The 19775-nt window shown below is 59.9% G+C and carries 14 protein-coding genes; 8 read left to right on the plus strand and 6 right to left on the minus strand.

The window, feature by feature from the left end:
- Positions 1–31: 31 nt before the first annotated feature.
- The 3 genes from FHW37_RS19190 (at position 32) to FHW37_RS19200 (ending at position 4722) form a co-directional block, all read left to right on the plus strand.
- The gene (locus FHW37_RS19190; RefSeq protein WP_432442882.1) at positions 32–1198 is read left to right on the plus strand and encodes a flagellin; all 1167 of its coding nucleotides are present in this window, start codon (positions 32–34) and stop codon (positions 1196–1198) included.
- A 279-nt stretch (positions 1199–1477) separates the two neighbouring features.
- Positions 1478–3010, plus strand: coding sequence for an outer membrane beta-barrel protein (locus tag FHW37_RS19195; protein WP_145639357.1), 1533 nt, complete (start codon positions 1478–1480; stop codon positions 3008–3010).
- A 425-nt stretch (positions 3011–3435) separates the two neighbouring features.
- Positions 3436–4722 carry a sugar MFS transporter gene (locus tag FHW37_RS19200; protein ID WP_246690834.1) on the plus strand — a complete coding sequence of 429 codons (1287 nt, stop codon included), beginning with the start codon at positions 3436–3438 and terminating at the stop codon, positions 4720–4722.
- A gap of 102 nt (positions 4723–4824) precedes the next feature.
- Here FHW37_RS19200 and galU read toward each other — a convergent pair whose 3' ends face one another.
- Positions 4825–5712 carry a UTP--glucose-1-phosphate uridylyltransferase GalU gene (gene galU / locus FHW37_RS19205; RefSeq protein ID WP_145639361.1) on the minus strand — a complete coding sequence of 296 codons (888 nt, stop codon included), beginning with the start codon at positions 5710–5712 and terminating at the stop codon, positions 4825–4827.
- 198 nt (positions 5713–5910) lie between these two features.
- Between galU and FHW37_RS19210 the strand changes: the two genes are divergently transcribed.
- Both FHW37_RS19210 and FHW37_RS19215 read left to right on the plus strand, forming a co-directional pair.
- Positions 5911–7131 carry a lytic murein transglycosylase gene (locus FHW37_RS19210; protein ID WP_145639363.1) on the plus strand — a complete coding sequence of 407 codons (1221 nt, stop codon included), beginning with the start codon at positions 5911–5913 and terminating at the stop codon, positions 7129–7131.
- Between the two features lie 98 nt (positions 7132–7229).
- On the plus strand, positions 7230–8471 hold the full coding sequence (locus FHW37_RS19215; RefSeq protein WP_145639365.1) for an SGNH/GDSL hydrolase family protein: 1242 nt from the start codon (positions 7230–7232) through the stop codon (positions 8469–8471).
- 6 nt (positions 8472–8477) lie between these two features.
- On the opposite strand, the gene FHW37_RS19220 is transcribed toward FHW37_RS19215, so the two are convergent.
- A complete protein-coding gene (locus tag FHW37_RS19220; RefSeq protein ID WP_145639367.1) occupies positions 8478–8966 on the minus strand; it encodes a hypothetical protein in 489 nt (162 codons plus the stop codon).
- A 295-nt stretch (positions 8967–9261) separates the two neighbouring features.
- Between FHW37_RS19220 and FHW37_RS19225 the strand changes: the two genes are divergently transcribed.
- Positions 9262–9621, plus strand: coding sequence for a PAS domain-containing protein (locus FHW37_RS19225; RefSeq protein WP_186458328.1), 360 nt, complete (start codon positions 9262–9264; stop codon positions 9619–9621).
- 116 nt (positions 9622–9737) lie between these two features.
- Here the strand turns inward: FHW37_RS19225 and FHW37_RS19230 are convergent, their stop codons facing one another.
- The 3 genes from FHW37_RS19230 to gltB are packed head-to-tail and all read right to left on the minus strand — an operon-like array spanning position 9738 to position 16105.
- Complete coding sequence (locus FHW37_RS19230; protein ID WP_145639370.1) at positions 9738–11192, minus strand: glutamate synthase subunit beta; 1455 nt, start codon at positions 11190–11192, stop codon at positions 9738–9740.
- A gap of 12 nt (positions 11193–11204) precedes the next feature.
- The gene (locus tag FHW37_RS33655; RefSeq protein ID WP_186458329.1) at positions 11205–11363 is read right to left on the minus strand and encodes a hypothetical protein; all 159 of its coding nucleotides are present in this window, start codon (positions 11361–11363) and stop codon (positions 11205–11207) included.
- A 5-nt stretch (positions 11364–11368) separates the two neighbouring features.
- Positions 11369–16105 carry a glutamate synthase large subunit gene (gltB, locus tag FHW37_RS19235; protein ID WP_348642845.1) on the minus strand — a complete coding sequence of 1579 codons (4737 nt, stop codon included), beginning with the start codon at positions 16103–16105 and terminating at the stop codon, positions 11369–11371.
- Positions 16106–16600: 495 nt separating this feature from the next.
- Between gltB and FHW37_RS19240 the strand changes: the two genes are divergently transcribed.
- The gene (locus tag FHW37_RS19240; protein WP_145639372.1) at positions 16601–17653 is read left to right on the plus strand and encodes a threonine aldolase family protein; all 1053 of its coding nucleotides are present in this window, start codon (positions 16601–16603) and stop codon (positions 17651–17653) included.
- Positions 17654–17672: 19 nt separating this feature from the next.
- On the opposite strand, the gene FHW37_RS19245 is transcribed toward FHW37_RS19240, so the two are convergent.
- Entirely contained in the window at positions 17673–18536 is an 864-nt protein-coding gene (locus FHW37_RS19245) for a LysR substrate-binding domain-containing protein (protein WP_145639374.1), read from the minus strand.
- Between the two features lie 203 nt (positions 18537–18739).
- Here FHW37_RS19245 and FHW37_RS19250 point away from each other — a divergent pair, with 203 nt between their 5' ends.
- Entirely contained in the window at positions 18740–19744 is a 1005-nt protein-coding gene (locus FHW37_RS19250; RefSeq protein WP_145639376.1) for a bile acid:sodium symporter family protein, read from the plus strand.
- Positions 19745–19775: the final 31 nt, after the last annotated feature.

Below are 19775 nucleotides of genomic sequence, written 5' to 3' on the forward strand. Positions count from 1 at the left end.
TTGCCTGCAAACCTCCTCAGAAGGGGGCGAGATCATCCCGGAATCACGGGGCGCAATCATCTCGGAACAAAGGGGCGGCTTCATCGGAATCGGCAGCGCATCAGACAATGCTGCTTATTGGTCGATTGCGACGACGATGCGCTCCGACAATGGCGCGCTGTCGGCGGCTGAGGATGCTTTGGGCCTCGGCGCCGCGACAGTCGATACCGCTTATGCTGGCATGAAAAGTGTCGTGGACGTTGTCAGCGAGGTGAAATCGAAGGTCATCATCGCAAGCGAGAATGGCGTAGATCGAACAAAGGTTCAGGAAGAAATCGAACAGTTGAAGGGGCAACTGGCCAGCATCGCCTCGTCGGCTAGTTTCAATGGCGTCAACTGGCTATCAACTGATGGCGAACCCAGCTCCTCTGTCGTGGCTTCCGCAACGCGTGACGCTAATGGCAACTTCGCCGTCAAACAGATATCCGTCGATCTAAGCGAAACGGCCCTTTTCACCACCACGAACGATGGCATCCTTGAGACAAACCCAGTAACCGACAACAGCGACCGGACATACGGTGACTTCGAGAACTTCACGACACCGACCGATTATTTCGACTTCACCAAATCGTTCATGATGTATGAGGGAGAAGAATTCCAGTACGATGTCCAAGACGGACCCAACCTCTACACGGTCACGGTTACAAAATCGCTTTTTGATGAATACGCCGGCGACAATGGAATTGTAGATTCGGATTTCGAATTTTGGAACGTCTTGGCTCAGTCCTCGATCGCTGCAGGCGCAGGCATCTGGGGAAACGGCAATCACGCGTATGCTGACGATTACCCCAATCCCGTCCTGTTTTCCAACTTCCGCGTTACAAGCACCTCTACTCAGCAAAACTACGCGATTATGGATATCGACGTAACCAAAGAGATTGACATGGCGGGCCTTCTCTCGCGGGTAGATGGGTGGATGCAAAAGACGATTGATGCGGCCGCAAATCTCGGCTCACTTTCTTCCCGCATATCCATGCAGGACGACTTCATCAGTCGCTTGTCTGATACGATCAACAAAGGCGTTGGTCGCCTTGTCGACGCAGATATGGATAAAGCATCGACTCGCCTGAAAGCACTCCAGACGCAGCAGCAGTTGGCAACGCAATCCCTGAGCATTGCGAATTCGAGCTCGGAGGGCATTCTCTCGCTGTTCAGGTAGCGCATCGACGATTGGGCGTATCGGAAATTCTGAAACTTTCTGAAAAATCATATCAAAGAGTTCATTTCCATCGGATCAAAGGGCGAGCACAGATATGGCCGAATTTCAGATTTTCATGAAGTGTTAACCATAAACTAACCCTTTTTGTTCATACTTGATCGAGAACACCAAAGGCTAAGAATACCGTTAAAAAACATACGCTTAAGAAAAGCGTCATGTGTTTGCAAAACCGCGGCAGACTTTGCTTTGGATAAGATTTCAGAACGTCCAGGCGGCTCGATGACGACCAGCAAGAACACAGGCACGCTGCGCCACCGGCGCCGTCAGGCTTTTGGCCTGTTGCTCGCCTGTTCGGCACTTGTCGGGCCGGCCGCCGTTCGGGCCCAAAGCCTGTTCCCTTCGAACGACAGCCCGCTTCCCTCCCTGTCCGGCCAGCAGATCGGCACGGCCGGCACGACGACGATCACCCGCAACGCCCAGCCGGCGACTGCCGGGCAATCGGGCTCGACCTATGGCACCGATACCCTGGCCGGCGATGGCACGGCCTCGCCTAACCTGACCACCCTGCCCGCCACGGAACGCACGCTGCAGCAGGATGAGGACGAGCTCAACCAGCCTTATGAACAACCGCTCGACAACGGCGCCGAAGCGATCGACCAGCAGGAACAGCCGCGCACACCGGTCGATCCGACCGGCATAAGGCTCGGCACCTTCATGCTGCGCCCCTCTGTCAACCAGAGCGTCAATACCGAGATCACCCGCGAGAGCGGCCGCAAGGAAACCCGCGATTTCCTCGCGACCGGCATTCGCGGCACCCTGACGTCGGATTGGTCACGCCACGCGCTGACCGTCACCGGCGAAGGCACGTTCGAGCATGATTTCGCCGGCAACCGGCAGCGCAAGAACGATCCCGAAGGCCGCCTCGATGCCGACCTGCGTCTCGATCTTTCCGACGACACGGTGGCCCATATCAAGGGCGGTTACGGTTTCACCCGCGAGGATAATGACGATCCGAACGCGATCGGCGGCGCTGCCGTGCAATCCGGCGTCAACGAATTCGACGGTGGTCTGTCGCTGCAACGCGATCTCGGCCGTATCCGTGCGCTCGCCGCGGTCGATGGCAGGCGATATGTCTATACCGATGCCAAACTCTCCGATGGCACCGTCCTCAATATGAAGGACCGCAACCGGTCCTCGATCGACGGCCGGCTCCGGCTTGGTTACGAGCTTTCCGCAGCGCTGATACCGTTCGCCGAAATCGCGACGGGCCATACATTCTATGACCGCAAGCGCGATGCGTCGGGTTACGAACGCTCCTCGCGCAGCTATGCGCTCAGAACCGGTATCGAATTCGATCTTGGCGAAAAACTGCGCGGCGAAGTCGGCACCGGTTACCAGATGGTGCGTTACGACGACGAGCGGCTCGACAATGTCGGCGCCATCACGTTTGACGGCAATGCCATCTGGTCGCCACAGCGCGGCACGGACGTGAATTTCGGCCTGAGATCGACCGTGCAGGATTCGACCACCGCCGGCCAGAGCGGCTGGGTCCAGTACGACCTCACCGCCGCCCTTGCCCACGAAATGCGCGACAATCTCGTGGCCCGGCTCAGCGGCAGCGCCACATTCCGCAATTTCCGCGGCGGCAGCGACGGCAGCAACATCACCTGGGTCATCGGCCCCGGCCTCACCTGGAACATCAACCGTTATCTCGATCTGACCGGCGATATCGAATACGAGCGCACCACCGGCGATAACAGTTCCAACCAGAACATTGTGCGCGCAGGCGTTGGCCTGACCTTGAAACGATAAGCCGAAGACCTGAGCTAACGCCCACGCATCGGGCGATTGATCACATTTTTGTGAGCATACTTGTCAGAAAGCTGCGACAGGACGGCGCACCCCTTAGCCCAAATGCCCCATTATTGGGCGATAATGCTGAAGCGAGGTAACGCCTCGTCAGCATAACAATCACATCTTGCGTGAACCGCCCTGAGCGAGCACGAATGTTTCGGCGACGGCGAGAGCCGATCATGCACCGCAACAAAAGCCATTCGCCTTGCGCATAGCTGAGTCAGCATCAGTTCGCGAAATGCACCGCATTTTCGCCTCTTTTATACCGGGACGGCATTCAAAGACCTCTTCCCTCTGTGAGCAGATGCAACATATACGCAAGCAGGCGACATTTTTCTGTCGCAATGCAGCATGGACTGCTCCATAGAATTCTGAGGCTTAAAGTGGCTACATATTCAACCGATAGCGCGCAGAGGGCGACATCCGCCTCGTCTTCCGCCAAAAGCAACAATTACGGTTTCGCACTTGTCGCACTGACTTCACTGTTTTTCATGTGGGGTTTCATCACCTGCCTGAACGACATCCTGATCCCGCATCTGAAGAACGTTTTCCAGCTCAACTACACCCAGTCGATGCTGATTCAGCTTTGCTTCTTCGGCGCCTATTTCATCGTGTCGCTGCCGGCAGGGGCGCTGGTCAAGCGTATCACCTATAAGTGGGGCATCGTCGTCGGCCTGCTGATCGCCGCCGTCGGTTGCGCGCTCTTCATTCCGGCCGCCAGCTACCGCGTTTACGCGCTCTTCCTTGGCGCTCTCTTCGTGCTCGCAACCGGCGTCACCGTTCTCCAGGTCGCAGCCAACCCCTATGTCACCGAACTCGGCGCTCCGGAAACGGCAGCCAGCCGTCTGACGATGACGCAGGCCTTCAACGCTCTCGGCACCACGATCGCTCCGCTTTTCGGCGCGTTCCTGATCCTCTCGGCAGCAACCGGCGCCATGGACGGCGCAACCGGCGAGCAGCTTGAGGCCATCCGTATGGCCGAAGCCGGTGCAGTCCGCTTCCCCTACCTCATCCTCGCAATCGCTTTCCTCGTTCTCGCCGCGATCTTTGCAGCCCTGAAGCTGCCGCATGTCGAGGAAGAAAGCAGTGCCACGGTTGACGGCGGCGAGCGTGCTTCCGCATGGTCCTACCCGCACCTCGTACTCGGCACGATCGGCATCTTTGTTTATGTCGGCGGCGAAGTCTCCATCGGCAGCTTCCTCGTCAACTATCTCGCAGAACCGACCATCGCCAACCTGCCGGAATCGCAGGCCGCCCATTACGTCGCCTATTTCTGGGGTGGCGCCATGGTCGGCCGCTTCATCGGCGCCTTCGCCATGCGTTACATTGCTGACGGCAAGGCACTCGCCTTCAACGCGGTGATTGCGGCGCTTCTGCTTCTCGTCACCGTGTTCTCGAGCGGCACGCTTGCCATGTGGTCCGTTCTGGCAATCGGCCTGTTCAACTCGATCATGTTCCCGACCATCTTCAGCCTGGCGCTGAAGGGCCTCGGACGCCACACGAGCCAGGGCTCGGGCATCCTTTGCCTAGGCATCGTCGGTGGCGCTCTTCTGCCGGTCGTCCAGGGCGCGCTTGCCGATACGGTCGGCATCCAGCTCGCCTTCCTGATGCCGATCCTGTGCTATGCCTTCATCGCCTATTACGGCATCAAAGGTCACAAGGCCGCCTGATCAGGCCAGATATAACAGACAACGCAAAAGGCCCTCGCGATCATCTCGCGAGGGCCTTTTCTATTGCGGAAGGTCGAAAGCGGGTTTGCACCCGCTCCCCGATCACTTCATCTTGGCAACCAGATCCTTCAGCGGGCCTTCGATGGCCGGGCGGATATCCGCACGCTGCAGGGCGAATGCCAGGTTGGCGAGGATGAAGCCGTCCTTCGCACCGCAGTCATAGGTCTCGCCCTTGAAGTGGTAGGCCGAGAAATCCTGGCTCTTGGCAAGCGCCAGCATGCCGTCGGTCAGCTGGATTTCGTTGCCGGCGCCACGTTCCTGGGTTTCGAGGATCTTGAAGATCTCCGGCTGCAGGATGTAGCGACCGTTGATGAAGAAGTTCGAAGGCGCCGTGCCCTTGGCCGGCTTCTCGACCATTTCCGTGATCTTGAAACCGTCGCCGACGGCCGCGCCCTTGCCGACGATACCGTATTTGTGCGCCTGTTCCGGATCGCATTCCTCGACTGCAAGCACGTTGCCGCCGGTCTGACCGTAAAGATCGACCATGCCGGCAAGGCAGCTCTTTTCCGAGGACATGATCATGTCGGGCAGGAGAACGGCGAAAGGCTCGTTGCCGACGATATCACGGGCGCACCAGACGGCATGGCCGAGACCGAGCGGCACCTGCTGGCGCGTGAAGCTCGCCGTACCGGCCTTCGGCAGGATATGCGAGAGCAGCGTCAGCTCGGCATTCTTGTTGCGCTCGCGCAGCATCTGCTCCAGTTCGTACTGGATGTCGAAATAGTCTTCGATGACACCCTTGCCGCGGCCGGTGACGAAAACGAAATGCTCGATGCCTGCGGCAGCCGCTTCATCGACGACATACTGGATAACCGGCTTGTCGACGACCGTGAGCATCTCCTTCGGCACTGCCTTGGTGGCCGGCAGGAAGCGTGTTCCGAGCCCGGCGACGGGAAAGACTGCTTTACGGATTTTTCGTTGTTCTGACACTCATGCCTCCTGAAGCACGTCATTGTGCGGATATAGATGCTTGGCTTGTAATAGCCATTTGCTTCTTTTTCGCAAAGAGCTGCCGTTGCGCCAGCTTCTATGGTAAAGAATTTGTTGACCCTATTCTGTTATCACATCGTTAAGCCGCATCCCGATCTCGCCCTTGAAGCCTGATGAGAAAGATGGACACGACTGCCGATGACCAAATTCTGCACCACTCGCCTTCGCAAGCTCGCACTTCTGCTCGCTGCCGGATTAACGGTATCGATGAGTTCGATAGATGCCCGGGCGGACACCGGTTTCAAGACGTGGGTTGCAAATTTCTACACGACTGCGGCAAAGAGCGGCATTAGCCGCTCCACCTATGAGCGTGCCTTCGCCGGCATTAGCGGCCCGGATAAGGACGTGCTCGACAAGGCAGCCTACCAGCCGGAATTCAAGTCGCGGATATGGGACTATCTCGACAGCCGCGTGAACCCCTACACGGTCAAGATCGGCCGCGAGATGGCCGCCCGTTACGGCACGACGCTGAATGCGCTGGAACGCCATTTCGGCGTCGACAAGAATGTTCTCCTCGCCATCTGGTCGATGGAATCCAATTATGGCGCAGCACTCGAAAACCCCGAGCGCCTGCATCACGTGCCGCAGGCGCTGGCGACCCTTGCCTGGGCCGATCCGAAGCGCTCCAACTACGCCCGCAAGCAGCTGATCGCTGCGCTTAAAATCCTGCAGGATGGCGACGTCACGCCAAAACAGCTGACCGGCTCCTGGGCCGGCGCCATGGGCCATACCCAGTTCATCCCGACCAGCTATCTTCTTTATGCGATTGATGCCGATGGCAATGGCAAGCGCGATATCTGGCACTCCGTCCCGGATGCCCTTGCGACCTCGGCAAACCTTCTGGCCAAGAATGGCTGGGATACGGGCAAGACCTGGGGTTACGAAGCCGTGCTACCGGCTGGCGCCGAACGTTATGAAGGCCAGACCAAGACTTTGGCGCAGTGGGCAGCCCTCGGCTTTGCCCGCCCGAACGGCAAGGGGTTTCCGCGCGGCTCAGACCGGGCAAGCCTCAAGCTGATGGCCGGCGGACAAGGCCCCGCCTTCCTGATGACGGCGAATTTCTTCACGATCAAGAAATACAATGCCGCAGACAGCTACGCGCTCGCCGTCGGTCTTCTGGCAGATGAAATCGCCGGTTACGGCGGCATGCAGCAATCCTGGCCGCGGCCGCAGAACACGCTCGACATCAAGGAAAAGTTCCAGCTGCAGAGTCGCATGAAGGAACTCGGCTATTACGATGGCGAAGTCGACGGCAATTTCGGCTCCGGCTCGAAGGCGGCGATCTCGGCGATCCAGCGGCGCCTCGGCATGCAGCAGGATGGCGAACCGTCCCGCTCGTTGCTGAATGCCCTTCAGTAAGAGCCGACTTTCGGTGCTCGACGGCACCGCGTTGACAATCGGCCCCATCCCGCCGCATCCTTGCCATGCGCCGGAGGAATGCGGAGCGCATGGGAAAGATGACGTTTCTCCTTGATCCACGCCAGATGCTGAAAGCGATGCGCCCGCTCGCCATCGCGCTGGCTATGCTCGGACTTGTCCTGCAGCCGATCCAGGCTACGGCGCAGGAAATGGGCCAGCGACGCAATCTCCTCGACATGCTCTTTGGCGGCCCTCGTTATGAGCGTGACGCGCCTCCCCAGCGCGACGAGCGATATGACCGGCCGGAGCGCTATGAACGCTACGATCGCCGCGACGGCTCGATCGTTGACATGCCGCCGCGCCGCCCGCGCAACCGCGGCACGGTGCGCGCGACAGCACCGCGAGAACAGGCACCGCCACCGGTGCCGGAAGTTGAAGCGATCGCCAAGCTCGAAAATGCCCAGAAGGTTCTCGTCATCGGCGACTTTCTGGCCGGCAACATCGGCGACGAGCTGGAGACCACGTTCCGAACGTCTCCGGGTGTGGAAATCATCGGCCGCAGCAATATTTCTTCCGGTCTCGTTCGCGACGATTATTACGACTGGTTGAGCGAATTGCCCGGCATCATGGACGAGGTGAAGCCGGCGATCGTGGTCGTCATGCTCGGCGCCAATGACCGGCAACAGATGACGGCCAGTGCCGACAAGCAGAAATTCCGCACCGATGGCTGGTTCAAGGAATACGAGGCGCGCGTCGCAAAGCTCGCCGGCATCGTGACCTCCAAAAAGATACCGCTTCTCTGGGTCGGCCTGCCCGCCTTCCAGTCTCCTTCGATGACCGCAGACGCGGTCAGCCTCAACGCCATCTATCGTGGCCAGATGGAGAAGGTCGGCGGCGAGTTCGTCGATATCTGGGATGGCTTCGTTGACGAGGACGGATCCTTTGTAGTGACCGGCTCGGATGTCAACGGCCAGCAGGTGCGCCTGCGCAGTGCCGACGGCATCACCTTCACCAAGGCGGGCAAGCAGAAACTTGCCTTCTACGTGGAAAAATTCCTGCGCCGGCATCTGGGCGATATGGCAAGCCCGGACCTTGCCAATTTCGATTCCAGCACGCTTCCAGCCCTGACGACCCTGCCCTCGGCAATCGGCCCGGCCGTGCCAACAAGACCGATCAGCCTCACGGATCCCGAACTGGACGGTGGCAAGGAACTGCTGGGCGGCATGCCGACCCAGCCTGCCATGCAGGAAACCCCGCGTGACAAACTCGTCAAACGCGGCGAACTGGACCCGCCACCGGCCGGCCGGATCGACGATTACCGGATCAAGACGACGCAATAAGCTTTCTTAGGCGTCATCGTCATCAGGCCGAACCGGCCCGGTGGTGCGCAGCGCTCTTGCAAAAGCTTTCGGATGGTCAACACGGGCGATAAACGCCTCGGCGCGCGCAATCGGATCGTGCAGATATTGGTCCGGGCCGAGCATCTTGTTCCGGTTCAATTCTGCCGTATCGAGCAGGTCGAAATCGACCACCTCGATCCTGCATCCCCAACCGGGATAATCGCCGGCCCACCCCCTTGCGTGATGCGCAAGCAGTCGCTCACGGCCACTATAACCGTGATAGTCGAATGCGACCCAGCCATCCGTGACGTAATAATGATTGCCGAAGAACCCTTCGTCGGGAACGATGCGCTCGGTGTAAAAACCCTCGAGCGGCGGATTGCGCAGAAAGGCACCGGCCAGGATGGCGCAGGCGCCATGTCCGAAAAAGATGCGGTCCGGCAAGGCCCAGCGCCGCTCTGGATTGCGTTTGATGCCGTGTTTCAAGTGGTACATGGCACCGGATTAGAACCGATTCCCGCCGATCCGAAAATGCCATCCCGATCTATGCCGCGGGACAATCGCTCCCATCAACGCATCGTCGCGGCACCTTAGGCCATCCTCGACAAAACTTGTTCCCCGACGAAATCCGACCAGCTGCCGTCGGTTTCAGGCGCGCGGAAAAACCGCGCCAAATTCGCGAGACCTTCATTCCGGCTCAAAATTGAGGAAAATGAAAAATAACGCGCCGAACGCCTTGAGAACGCATTTTAGCGTCCTAATATCGATGTATTCGCAAGGAGATAGCGCAATGTCATCGGTCTCGGACACCGAGCAGGAAGCGGGAATATTTGCATGGTGTTTGGATACGGATACCGCTTATGGCGATACAGCCATCGCCGATCTTTTCGGTCTCGACCCGGACAAGACTGTCAATGGCCTTCCGATCTCCAGCTATATGGAACGCATCTATGCCGATGACCGGCTCGAGGTCGGCAGGAAGATCTCGGAAGCAGTCATCAATGGCCTGCCCTATCGGGCGGAATACCGTGTGCTGGATGCGAAAAACACGGTGAGACACGTGATGGCCTTTGGCCGCTGTTTTCGCAATCAATCCGGAAACCCGGTTCATTATGCCGGGATTGTCCATCCCGTCGACGATCTCTCGTAAGCCACGACCATTCGAGACCGTCTTTCTCTCCCGCCAATAAAACAAAATCCTCCCTCCTTGTGACGGGAGGGAGGATCGAGCGTGTCTCAAGAAAGGGAAGCGAAAGCCTTCCGCCTTTACCGCGGAAGGACGGTCGATCCCATCAGCGCTTCGTCGATGGCGCGGGCGGCCTGGCGGCCTTCACGGATCGCCCAGACGACCAGTGACTGGCCACGGCGCACGTCGCCGGCGGTCCAAAGCTTGTCAACCGAGGTCTTGTAGTCCTTTTCATTGGCAACGACGTTGGTCGAGCCACGGCGGTCGACATTGATGTCGAGCTTGCCTTCGAGATCGGCCAGAACGCCGGTCTTCATCGGGCCGGAGAAGCCGATCGCGATGAAGGCGAGGTCCGCCTTGATGATGAACTCCGTGCCGGCGATCGGCTTGCGGCGTTCGTCCACTTCGCAGCAGCGTACGCCAGTCAGCTGACCGTCTTCACCGACGAATTCAAGCGTCGCGACCTGGAACTCGCGGTTTGCGCCTTCCGCCTGTGACGACGAGGTGCGCATCTTGGTTGCCCAATACGGCCAGACGGCAAGCTTGTCTTCCTTTTCCGGCGGCTGCGGGCGGATGTCGAGCTGGGTCACCTTGACGGCGCCCTGGCGGAAAGCCGTACCAACGCAGTCCGAAGCCGTATCACCACCGCCGACGACGACGATATGCTTGGCGCCGGCGAGGATCGGCTCCGCCGCCCATGCGACGCTGTCGATGTTTTCGCGGCCGATGCGGCGGTTCTGCTGCACCAGATAGGGCATAGCATCATAGACGCCATGCAGCTCGGTGCCGGGAATGCCGGCCGGACGCGGCGTCTCCGAGCCGCCGCAATACACGACGGCATCGTGGTCTGCGGTCAGCTGTTCGACCGAGATATCGACGCCGATATTGGCACCGTAATGGAAGGTGACGCCTTCACCGGTCATCTGCTCTACGCGACGATCGATAAAGTTCTTCTCCATCTTGAAGTCGGGAATGCCGTAGCGCAGCAGACCGCCGGCCTTGCTTTCACGCTCATAGACATGAACTTCGTGACCGGCGCGAGCGAGCTGCTGGGCAGCCGCCATGCCGGCGGGACCGGAACCGATGACGGCAACCTTCTTACCGGTCTTCACGGTTGCCGGCTGCGGCACGATGTAGCCGAGCTCATAGGCCTTGTCGGCAATCGCCTGTTCGACCGTCTTGATCGCAACCGGCGTATCCTCGAGGTTCAGCGTGCAGGCCTCCTCGCAGGGCGCGGGGCAGACGCGGCCGGTGAATTCCGGAAAATTGTTGGTGGAATGGAGGTTGCGGATCGCCTCTTCCCACTTGTTGTTATAGACGAGATCGTTCCAGTCCGGGATCTGGTTATGAACCGGACAGCCGGTCGGGCCGTGGCAATAAGGGATGCCACAGTCCATGCAGCGCGCGGCCTGTTTCGTGACCTCTGCATCCGACATCGGAATGGTGAATTCGCGGAAATGGCGGATACGATCGGAGGCCGGCTGATACTTCGCCACCTGCCGGTCGATTTCCATGAAACCCGTAACCTTGCCCATGTCATTCCCTCTTCAAAGCAGGGTGCCTGTCGGCCCCCAGTACCAGTAGGCGAAACCCAAGATCGCCCCCAATACGATGAATTCCAATGCGACGTTGCCGCCCGCCATGAACGCGGCCGCTGGCACAGCGACCGCGATGACCACCGAAATGAACCGGTGAACGATAGCCAAATGGCTTATTCAGCCGCGATGCCCATCCGCATGCGTTCCATCTCGACCAGTGCGCGGCGGTATTCGACCGGCATGACCTTGCGGAATTTCGGCCGGTATTCGCTCCAGCGATCCAGGATCTCCTTGGCGCGGGTCGAGCCGGTATAGTGCATGTGGTTGGAGATCAGCTGGTAGAGGCGCTCCTCGTCGTGACGCGTCATGTCCTCGGAAACGTCGACACGTCCCTTGTGCATGATGTCGCCGCCCTGATGGCTGAGCTTCTCCAGCATTTCATCTTCTTCCGGAACCGGCTCGAGTTCGACCATCGCCATGTTGCAGCGCTTGGCGAAATCGCCCTTCTCGTCCAGCACATAGGCGACACCGCCCGACATGCCGGCTGCGAAGTTACGGCCGGTTTCGCCGAGCACGACGACGATGCCGCCGGTCATGTATTCGCAGCCATGGTCACCGACGCCTTCGACGACGGCGATCGCACCGGAGTTGCGCACCGAGAAACGCTCGCCCGCAACGCCGCGGAAATAGCACTCGCCGGTGGTCGCGCCGTAAAGCACGGTATTGCCGACGATGATCGAGTTTTCAGCAACGATCTTCGAATTTTCCGGCGGACGGACAATGATGCGGCCGCCCGAAAGACCCTTGCCGACATAGTCATTGCCGTCACCGACGAGATCGAAGGTGATGCCGCGCGCCAGGAAGGCGCCGAAGGACTGGCCGGCGGTTCCGGTCAGCGTCACGTGGATCGTGTCGTCCTTCAGACCCTTGTGGCCCCAGCGCTTGGCAAGCGCGCCAGAGAGCATCGCGCCGGCAGAGCGGTCGACGTTCTTGATCGGCACTTCGAAGACGACCGGTTCCTTGCTTTCGAGCGCGGCCTGCGACTTCTCGATCAGCTTGCGGTCGAGAATGTCGTCGATCGGGTGCTTCTGGCGGGTGGTCCAATAGGTCGCTTCCTTCGGAGCCTCCACCTTGTGGAAGATCTTCGAGAAATCCAACCCCTTGGCCTTCCAGTGCGCCAGCATGTCGTCCTTCTCCAGAAGTTCGGAGAGACCGATGATCTCGTCGAACCTGGTGAAGCCGAGCGATGCCAGGATTTCGCGCACTTCTTCTGCAACGAAGAAGAAGTAGTTGATGACGTGTTCCGGCGTGCCCTTGAAGCGCTTGCGCAGGACCGGGTCCTGGGTCGCAACGCCGACCGGGCAGGTATTGAGATGGCACTTGCGCATCATGATGCAGCCGGCTGCGATAACCGGAGCCGTCGCGAAGCCGAACTCGTCGGCGCCGAGAAGCGCACCGATGATGACGTCGCGGCCGGTCTTCAGACCGCCGTCGACCTGCAGGGCGATACGCGAACGCAGGCCGTTCAGCACCAGCGTCTGCTGGGTCTCGGCAAGGCCGATTTCCCAAGGGCTGCCGGCATGTTTCAGCGAGGTGAGCGGAGACGCACCCGTGCCGCCGTCGAAACCGGAAACGGTGATATGGTCGGCACGCGCCTTGGCGACACCGGCGGCAACCGTGCCGACGCCGACTTCCGAGACGAGCTTGACGGAGATGTCCGAAGTCGGGTTGACGTTCTTCAGGTCGTAGATCAGCTGCGCCAGATCTTCGATCGAATAGATGTCATGGTGTGGCGGCGGCGAAATCAGGCCGACACCCGGCGTCGAGTGACGGGTCTTTGCGACCGTCGCATCGACCTTGTGGCCGGGCAGCTGGCCGCCTTCGCCGGGCTTCGCACCCTGCGCCACCTTGATCTGCAGCATGTCGGCATTGACCAGATATTCGGTCGTCACGCCGAAACGGCCGGATGCGATCTGCTTGATCGCCGAACGCTCGGGGTTCATCGAACCATCCGGCAGCGGCAGATAACGATCGCTTTCCTCGCCACCTTCACCGGTGTTCGACTTGCCGCCGATCTTGTTCATGGCGATCGCCAGCGTCGTATGCGCCTCGCGGGAAATCGAGCCGAAGGACATAGCGCCGGTCGAGAAACGCTTGACGATATCGACCGCAGGCTCGACCTCGTCGATCGAAACCGGCTTGCGGCCGAGCGCTTCCGCCGACTTGATCTTGAACAGGCCGCGGATCGTGTTCATCCGGACCGCGCTGTCGTTGACGATCTCGGCGAACTCGCGATAGCGGTCCTGGCTGTTGCCCCGCACGGCATGCTGCAGGGTCGCGACGACATCCGGCGTCCAGGCATGGCTTTCGCCACGCATGCGATAGGCATATTCGCCGCCGATATCGAGTGTCGAGGCCAGAACCGGATCCTTGCCGAAAGCGGCATGGTGGCGCGAAACGGTTTCGTCGGCGATTTCCGACAGGCCGATACCTTCAATCGAGGTCGCCGTGCCGAAGAAATACTGGTTCACCAGTTCCGAGTTGAGACCGACCGCGTCAAAGATCTGGCCGCCGCAATAGGACTGGTAGGTCGAAATGCCCATCTTGGACATGACCTTGAGAATGCCCTTACCGACCGCCTTGATATAACGATAGACGACTTCCGTGCTGTCGACTTCCTTCGGGAATTCGCCGCGCATATGCATGTCGGTCAGCGTATCGAAGGCGAGATAGGGGTTGATCGCTTCGGCGCCGTAACCGGCGAGAAGACAGAAGTGATGGATCTCGCGCGGCTCGCCGGATTCGACGACGAGGCCGACCGAGGTGCGCAGCCCCTTACGGATCAGGTGATGGTGCACGGCAGCGGTTGCCAGCAGCGCCGGGATGGCGATGCGGTCCGGGCCGATCTGGCGATCGGAGAGGACGATGATGTTATAGCCGCCCTTGACCGCCGCTTCCGCACGTTCGCAGAGACGGTCGAGCATTTCCGGCATGCCTTCGGCGCCACGCTCGATGTCATAGGTGAAATCGAGCGTCTTGGTGTCGAAACGGTCTTCCGTGTGGCCGATCGAGCGGATCTTTTCGAGATCGCCATTGGTCAGGATCGGCTGGCGCACTTCCAGACGCTTGGCATTGGCCATGCCTTCATGGTCGAGAATGTTCGGGCGCGGGCCGATGAAGGACACGAGGCTCATGACGAGCTCTTCGCGGATCGGATCGATCGGCGGGTTCGTGACCTGCGCAAAGTTCTGCTTGAAATAGGTGTAGAGCAGCTTCGACTTCAGCGACATCGCTGAAATCGGCGTGTCCGTGCCCATCGAGCCGACGGCTTCCTGACCCGTCGTCGCCATCGGCGACATCAGGATCTTGGTGTCTTCGGTCGTGTAACCGAAGGCCTGCTGGCGATCGAGCAACGAGACGTCGCGACGCAGCGCGCGCGGCTCGACCGGCTTCAGGTCCTCGAGAATGAGCTGGGTGCGATCCAGCCACTTTTCGTAAGGATGCTTGGTGGCAAGCTCCGTCTTCAGCTCCTCGTCGGAGACGATCTGGCCCTTTTCCATGTCGATCAGCAGCATCTTGCCCGGCTGCAGGCGCCACTTCTTGACGATGCTTTCCTCCGGCACCGGCAGCGTGCCGGCTTCCGAGGCGAGAATGATGCGGTCATCGTCGGTGACGAGATAACGGGCCGGACGCAGGCCGTTGCGGTCGAGCGTCGCGCCGATCTGCTTGCCATCGGTAAAGCAGACGGCAGCCGGACCATCCCACGGCTCCATCAGGGCGGCATGGTATTCGTAAAACGCCTTGCGCTCCTTCGACATGGACTGATTGCCGGCCCAGGCTTCCGGAATCAGCATCATCATCGCATGAGCGAGCGAATAACCGCCGCGGGTCAGAAACTCGAGCGCGTTATCGAAACAGGCCGTATCCGACTGTCCTTCGTAGGAGATCGGCCACAGCTTGGAAATGTCGTCGCCGAACAGCGGCGAGGAAACTGACGCCTGACGCGCCGCCATCCAGTTGACGTTGGAGCGCAGCGTGTTGATTTCGCCGTTATGGGCAACCATACGGTAAGGATGCGCCAGCTTCCAGGACGGGAACGTGTTGGTCGAAAAACGCTGGTGGACCAGTGCCACGGCCGTCTCGACACGCGGATCCGAAAGATCCTTGTAATAGGCGCCGACCTGATAGGCCAGGAACATGCCCTTGTAGACGATTGTCGAGGACGACAGCGAAACCGGGTAGAAACCGGTTTCCTGGCCACCAAACTGATCATAGATGCGGTTGGAGATCACCTTGCGCACGAGGAAAAGCTTGCGCTCGAAATCGTGGTTGGTCGCGGCGTCCTTGCCGGCACCGATGAAGACCTGAAGGTGATAGGGCTCGGTTGCGGCAATATCCGGCGCCTTGGACAGCGACGAGTTGTCGACCGGCACTTCGCGGAAACCGATGAACTGCTGGCCCTCTTCGGCGATCGTTTCGACGATCACCTTCTTGAAATGCTCGATCTGCTCGGCATCGCGCGGCAGGAAGAAATGGCCGACGGCGTATTCGCCGGCCTTCGGCAGGGTAACGCCCTGCTTTGCCATTTCCTCGCGGAAGAAGCGATCCGGGATCTGGATCAGAATGCCCGCACCATCGCCCATCAGCGGATCTGCGCCGACCGCGCCGCGATGGGTCAGGTTTTCGAGGATGAACAGGCCATCCTTGACGTTCTGGTGCGACTTGACGCCCTTCATATGGGCGATGAAGCCGACGCCGCAGGCATCGTGTTCGTTGCGCGGATCATAGAGACCCTGGGCAGCCGGAATACCGGAGGCAATGAAGGGCAGACGCTTTTCTGCACCCAGGACCGTCTCTGCATTCGCCGCAGTGGCGGTGGAACAGTGCACTTCCGGGATCTTCTTCGTCATCGTCATTCCTCCTGTTGGCCGCCCGTTATACGGCGAGCAAAGTGGCTTATAAGTCGGCCCGCATGACATGCGCGTGTCGACGCGCTTTTCATGAAGGCAATCATGCGGAGAGCGCCGCCAGACACAGCCGCAACCTTGAGCAGGTGCAGCATAACCCGGATCGGCGCCAACGTCAGCGGCAAACAAAGCAGTCGAAACCGTTTATTTACCGAAATTAGGACAGCACTTCTGTCCTAATTCGCAAATTTATATGACACGTTTTTAACACTTCCACAAGTGTGGCCACGAGAGAAAAGAAAGGGCTGCGACACGAGATTGCCGCATATGCCAGCCCGGCGCAATTTTATTACGTGGTATAGCTCGTCTCGGCGCATTGATTGCCGTCGAAATGGGTCCACACCGCTCACGCCCGTTTCGCGATTGATCCCGCAGCGAAAAGTCTTAATCTCCATTCGCCTCCCCAAACGCTTTCCCAATCGCTTCCAAGGTGCATGCATGTTCTTCGCTTCCGACAACTGGGCCGGTGCCCACGCCGCCATCAATGACCGCCTTTCGCGTGAATCCACCCGTTTCGCTGCGGCCTACGGCAATAGCGACCTCGACAAGGCCGTCGAGGCGCGTTTCAACGAGATCTTCGAACGCGAAGTTTCCGTTTATTTCGTCTCCACCGGGACGGCTGCCAACTCGCTGTCGCTGGCCAGCATCGCGCGGATCGGCGGCCTCGTGCTGGCCCATTCCGAAGCGCATGTGATCGAGGACGAATGCGGCGCTCCGGACTTTCTGTCCGGCATGCGCATGACGCCGGTCGCTGGCGATAATGGCAAGATCGATCCGGCCGCGCTGAAGGCCGCGATTGCGCGCTACCCGCAGGATGCCGTGCATCACGGCCGTTCGGCAGCCGTTACCATCACCCAGGCAACCGAAACCGGCACGATCTATTCGCTCGACGAGATCGACGCGATCTCGAAGATCGCCAAGGAAAATGGCCTGCCGCTGCATATGGACGGCGCGCGTTTCGGTAATGCGCTCGTCTCGCTCGGCTGTTCGCCTGCAGAAATGACCTGGAAACGCGGCGTCGACGTTCTGTCTTTCGGCGGCACCAAGAATGGCTGCTGGTGCGCCGAAGCGATCGTCTTCTTCAACCCGGAAATGGCGAAGGAATTCGCCTTCATCCGCAAGCGCGCCGCCCAGCTGTTTTCGAAGACGCGCTTCATTTCGGCCCAGTTCGAAGCCTATCTGCAGGACGGCCTGTGGCTGAAACTTGCCGGCCACGCAAACGCCATGGCAGATCGCCTGCGCGCCGGCATCGGCGCCTCCAACAGCGCACGACTGGCATGGAGCACGACATCCAACGAGGTGTTTGCGATCCTCAACAAGGCAGCCGCGGCATCTGCCGAGGAACAGGGCGCCAAATTCTACGACTGGCTGGTGCCGCTCAAGCTGGACGGCATGGTCCGCAGTGACGAAAGACTGATCCGTCTCGTCACCTCCTTCGCGACGACGGAAGAAGACGTCGATCAGTTCCTGTCGATCTGCGCCTCGGTTTGAGCCGCCTATCATAAGAAAACTAATCGCGCCGCGGATTCTGCGGCGCGATCTGCCCGGCAATCAGGTTCGACAGGGCATCGACCAGCGCCGTATCGGTGCCACGCCGCGAGATCAGCACGAATTCCACATCTTCCAGCAAGGGCAGCCGGTCGGCCGGCACTTCCCGCAGCCCCGCCGGCGCCATGCTGCGCGGCTGCACCAGCACGCCCATTCCGGCCCGCGCCGCCGCCGTCAGGCCGCTGAGACTGCCGCAGGTACAAACAATCCGCCACGGCAGGTTCGCGCCATCCAGCGCCTCCTGCGCCACCCGTCGCGTGATCGAGGGTGGCGGAAAAGCGATCAGCGGCAGGGCCTCGCCTCGCGCCGGCAGAAGATCCGGATCGCGCGCCAGCCAGATCAGCGGCTCGCGATAAAGAAGCCGCCCGTGCGTTTCGCCGAGATGCCGCTTGGCCAGCACGAGATCGAGATCGCCGGCATCCTGCATCTGATACAGCACGGCCGACAGCGCCACCGTCAGCTCAAGATCGATCAGCGGGTAAAGCCGAATAAAGTCTTCCAGAATGCCGGTCAGCCGGTTTGCCACCACATCCTCGGACACACCGAGCCGCAGCCGCCCGCGGAGCCGGGTTTCGGAAAACAGCGAAGACACCTTGCCGTTCAGATCCAGCATGCCGCGCGCATACCCGATCAACGCCTCGCCTTCCGCCGTCAGCTTCACCTGATGCGTGTCGCGAAACACGAGTTGCCGGCCGAGCGCCTTTTCCAGCCGCTGGATATGCTGCGTCACCGTCGACTGGCCTATCCCGAGCCGCGCTGCGGCTTCGGTAAAGCTGCCCGTCTGTTGCAAGGCGACGAAACTGCTGAGATGGTTGAGATTGAGCATGGTTATCCGACTTTGCAATAACTGTTAGTTCTTGCATTTCGTTTCATGATAAGTGAAGACGGCCATGTCATCAAAGGAATTCCGTCTGCAGCACATCGCGATTGTTCGGATCGCGGGTTGCGCTTCGGTTCGTTGTTTTAACGCATGCCTGTACCCGGAAGCTCGCACCTGAGTTCGGAAGACAGGCTCCAAGGGAAACTGCCATGAGCCGCTTCATGCCGGATCGTTTCACGATCATGCTGGTCTGCACCGTCATCCTCGCCTCGATCCTGCCGATCCATGGCGTCTGGGCGGGTTACTTCGGCATCGCTACCAATATCGCCATCGGAGCTCTGTTCTTCCTGCATGGCGCCCGCCTGTCGCGGGATGTGGTGATTGCAGGCGTACTGCACTGGCGTCTGCATCTGACGATCCTGCTGACGACCTTTGCGCTCTTCCCGCTTCTCGGTCTTGCCGCAGGCTTCATTCCCGAAAGCATCCTGCCGGCGCCGCTTTATATGGGTATCCTCTTCCTGACCGTCCTGCCCTCGACCGTGCAGTCGTCGATCGCCTTCACCTCGATGGCCGGCGGCAATGTCCCGGCCGCGATCTGCTCGGCCTCCGGTTCCAACCTGTTCGGCATCGTGCTGACCCCGCTTCTGGCCGGCCTGATGATGTCGGCAAACGGCAGCACAGGCATCTCGCTCGACGCGGTACAGACGATCGTCCTGCAGCTTCTCGCCCCCTTCGTCGCCGGCCAGATCCTGCAGCCCTGGATCGGCGACTGGATCCGCGCCCGCAAGAAATTGCTCATGCCGGTCGATCGCGGCTCGATCTTGATGGTCGTTTATGGCGCCTTTTCGGAAGCCGTCATCGAAGGCCTGTGGCACACGTTCTCGCTGACCGATATTGCCGCCGTCATCGTCGTCGACATCGTCCTGCTCGCGCTCGTCCTTATCATCACCATGTATGGCAGCCGCGCGCTCGGCTTTTCCAAGGAAGACGAGATCACCATCACCTTCTGCGGCTCGAAAAAATCGCTCGCCAGCGGCGTGCCGATCGCCAACGCCATCTTCGCCGGCCAGTCCGTCTCGATCGGCGCCATCGTCCTGCCGATCATGCTTTTCCACCAGATCCAGCTGATGACCTGCGCCGTGATCGCCCAGAAATATGCCGAGCGACTGAAGCGTAAGGCCGATACGACAGAAGCGAAGCCGGCGGCGGCTTAAGGCAGACAGCCTCCGATGCATCAAAAACCCA

The organism is Neorhizobium alkalisoli (assembly GCF_007829835.1).
In the GTDB taxonomy this organism is placed as follows: domain Bacteria; phylum Pseudomonadota; class Alphaproteobacteria; order Rhizobiales; family Rhizobiaceae; genus Neorhizobium.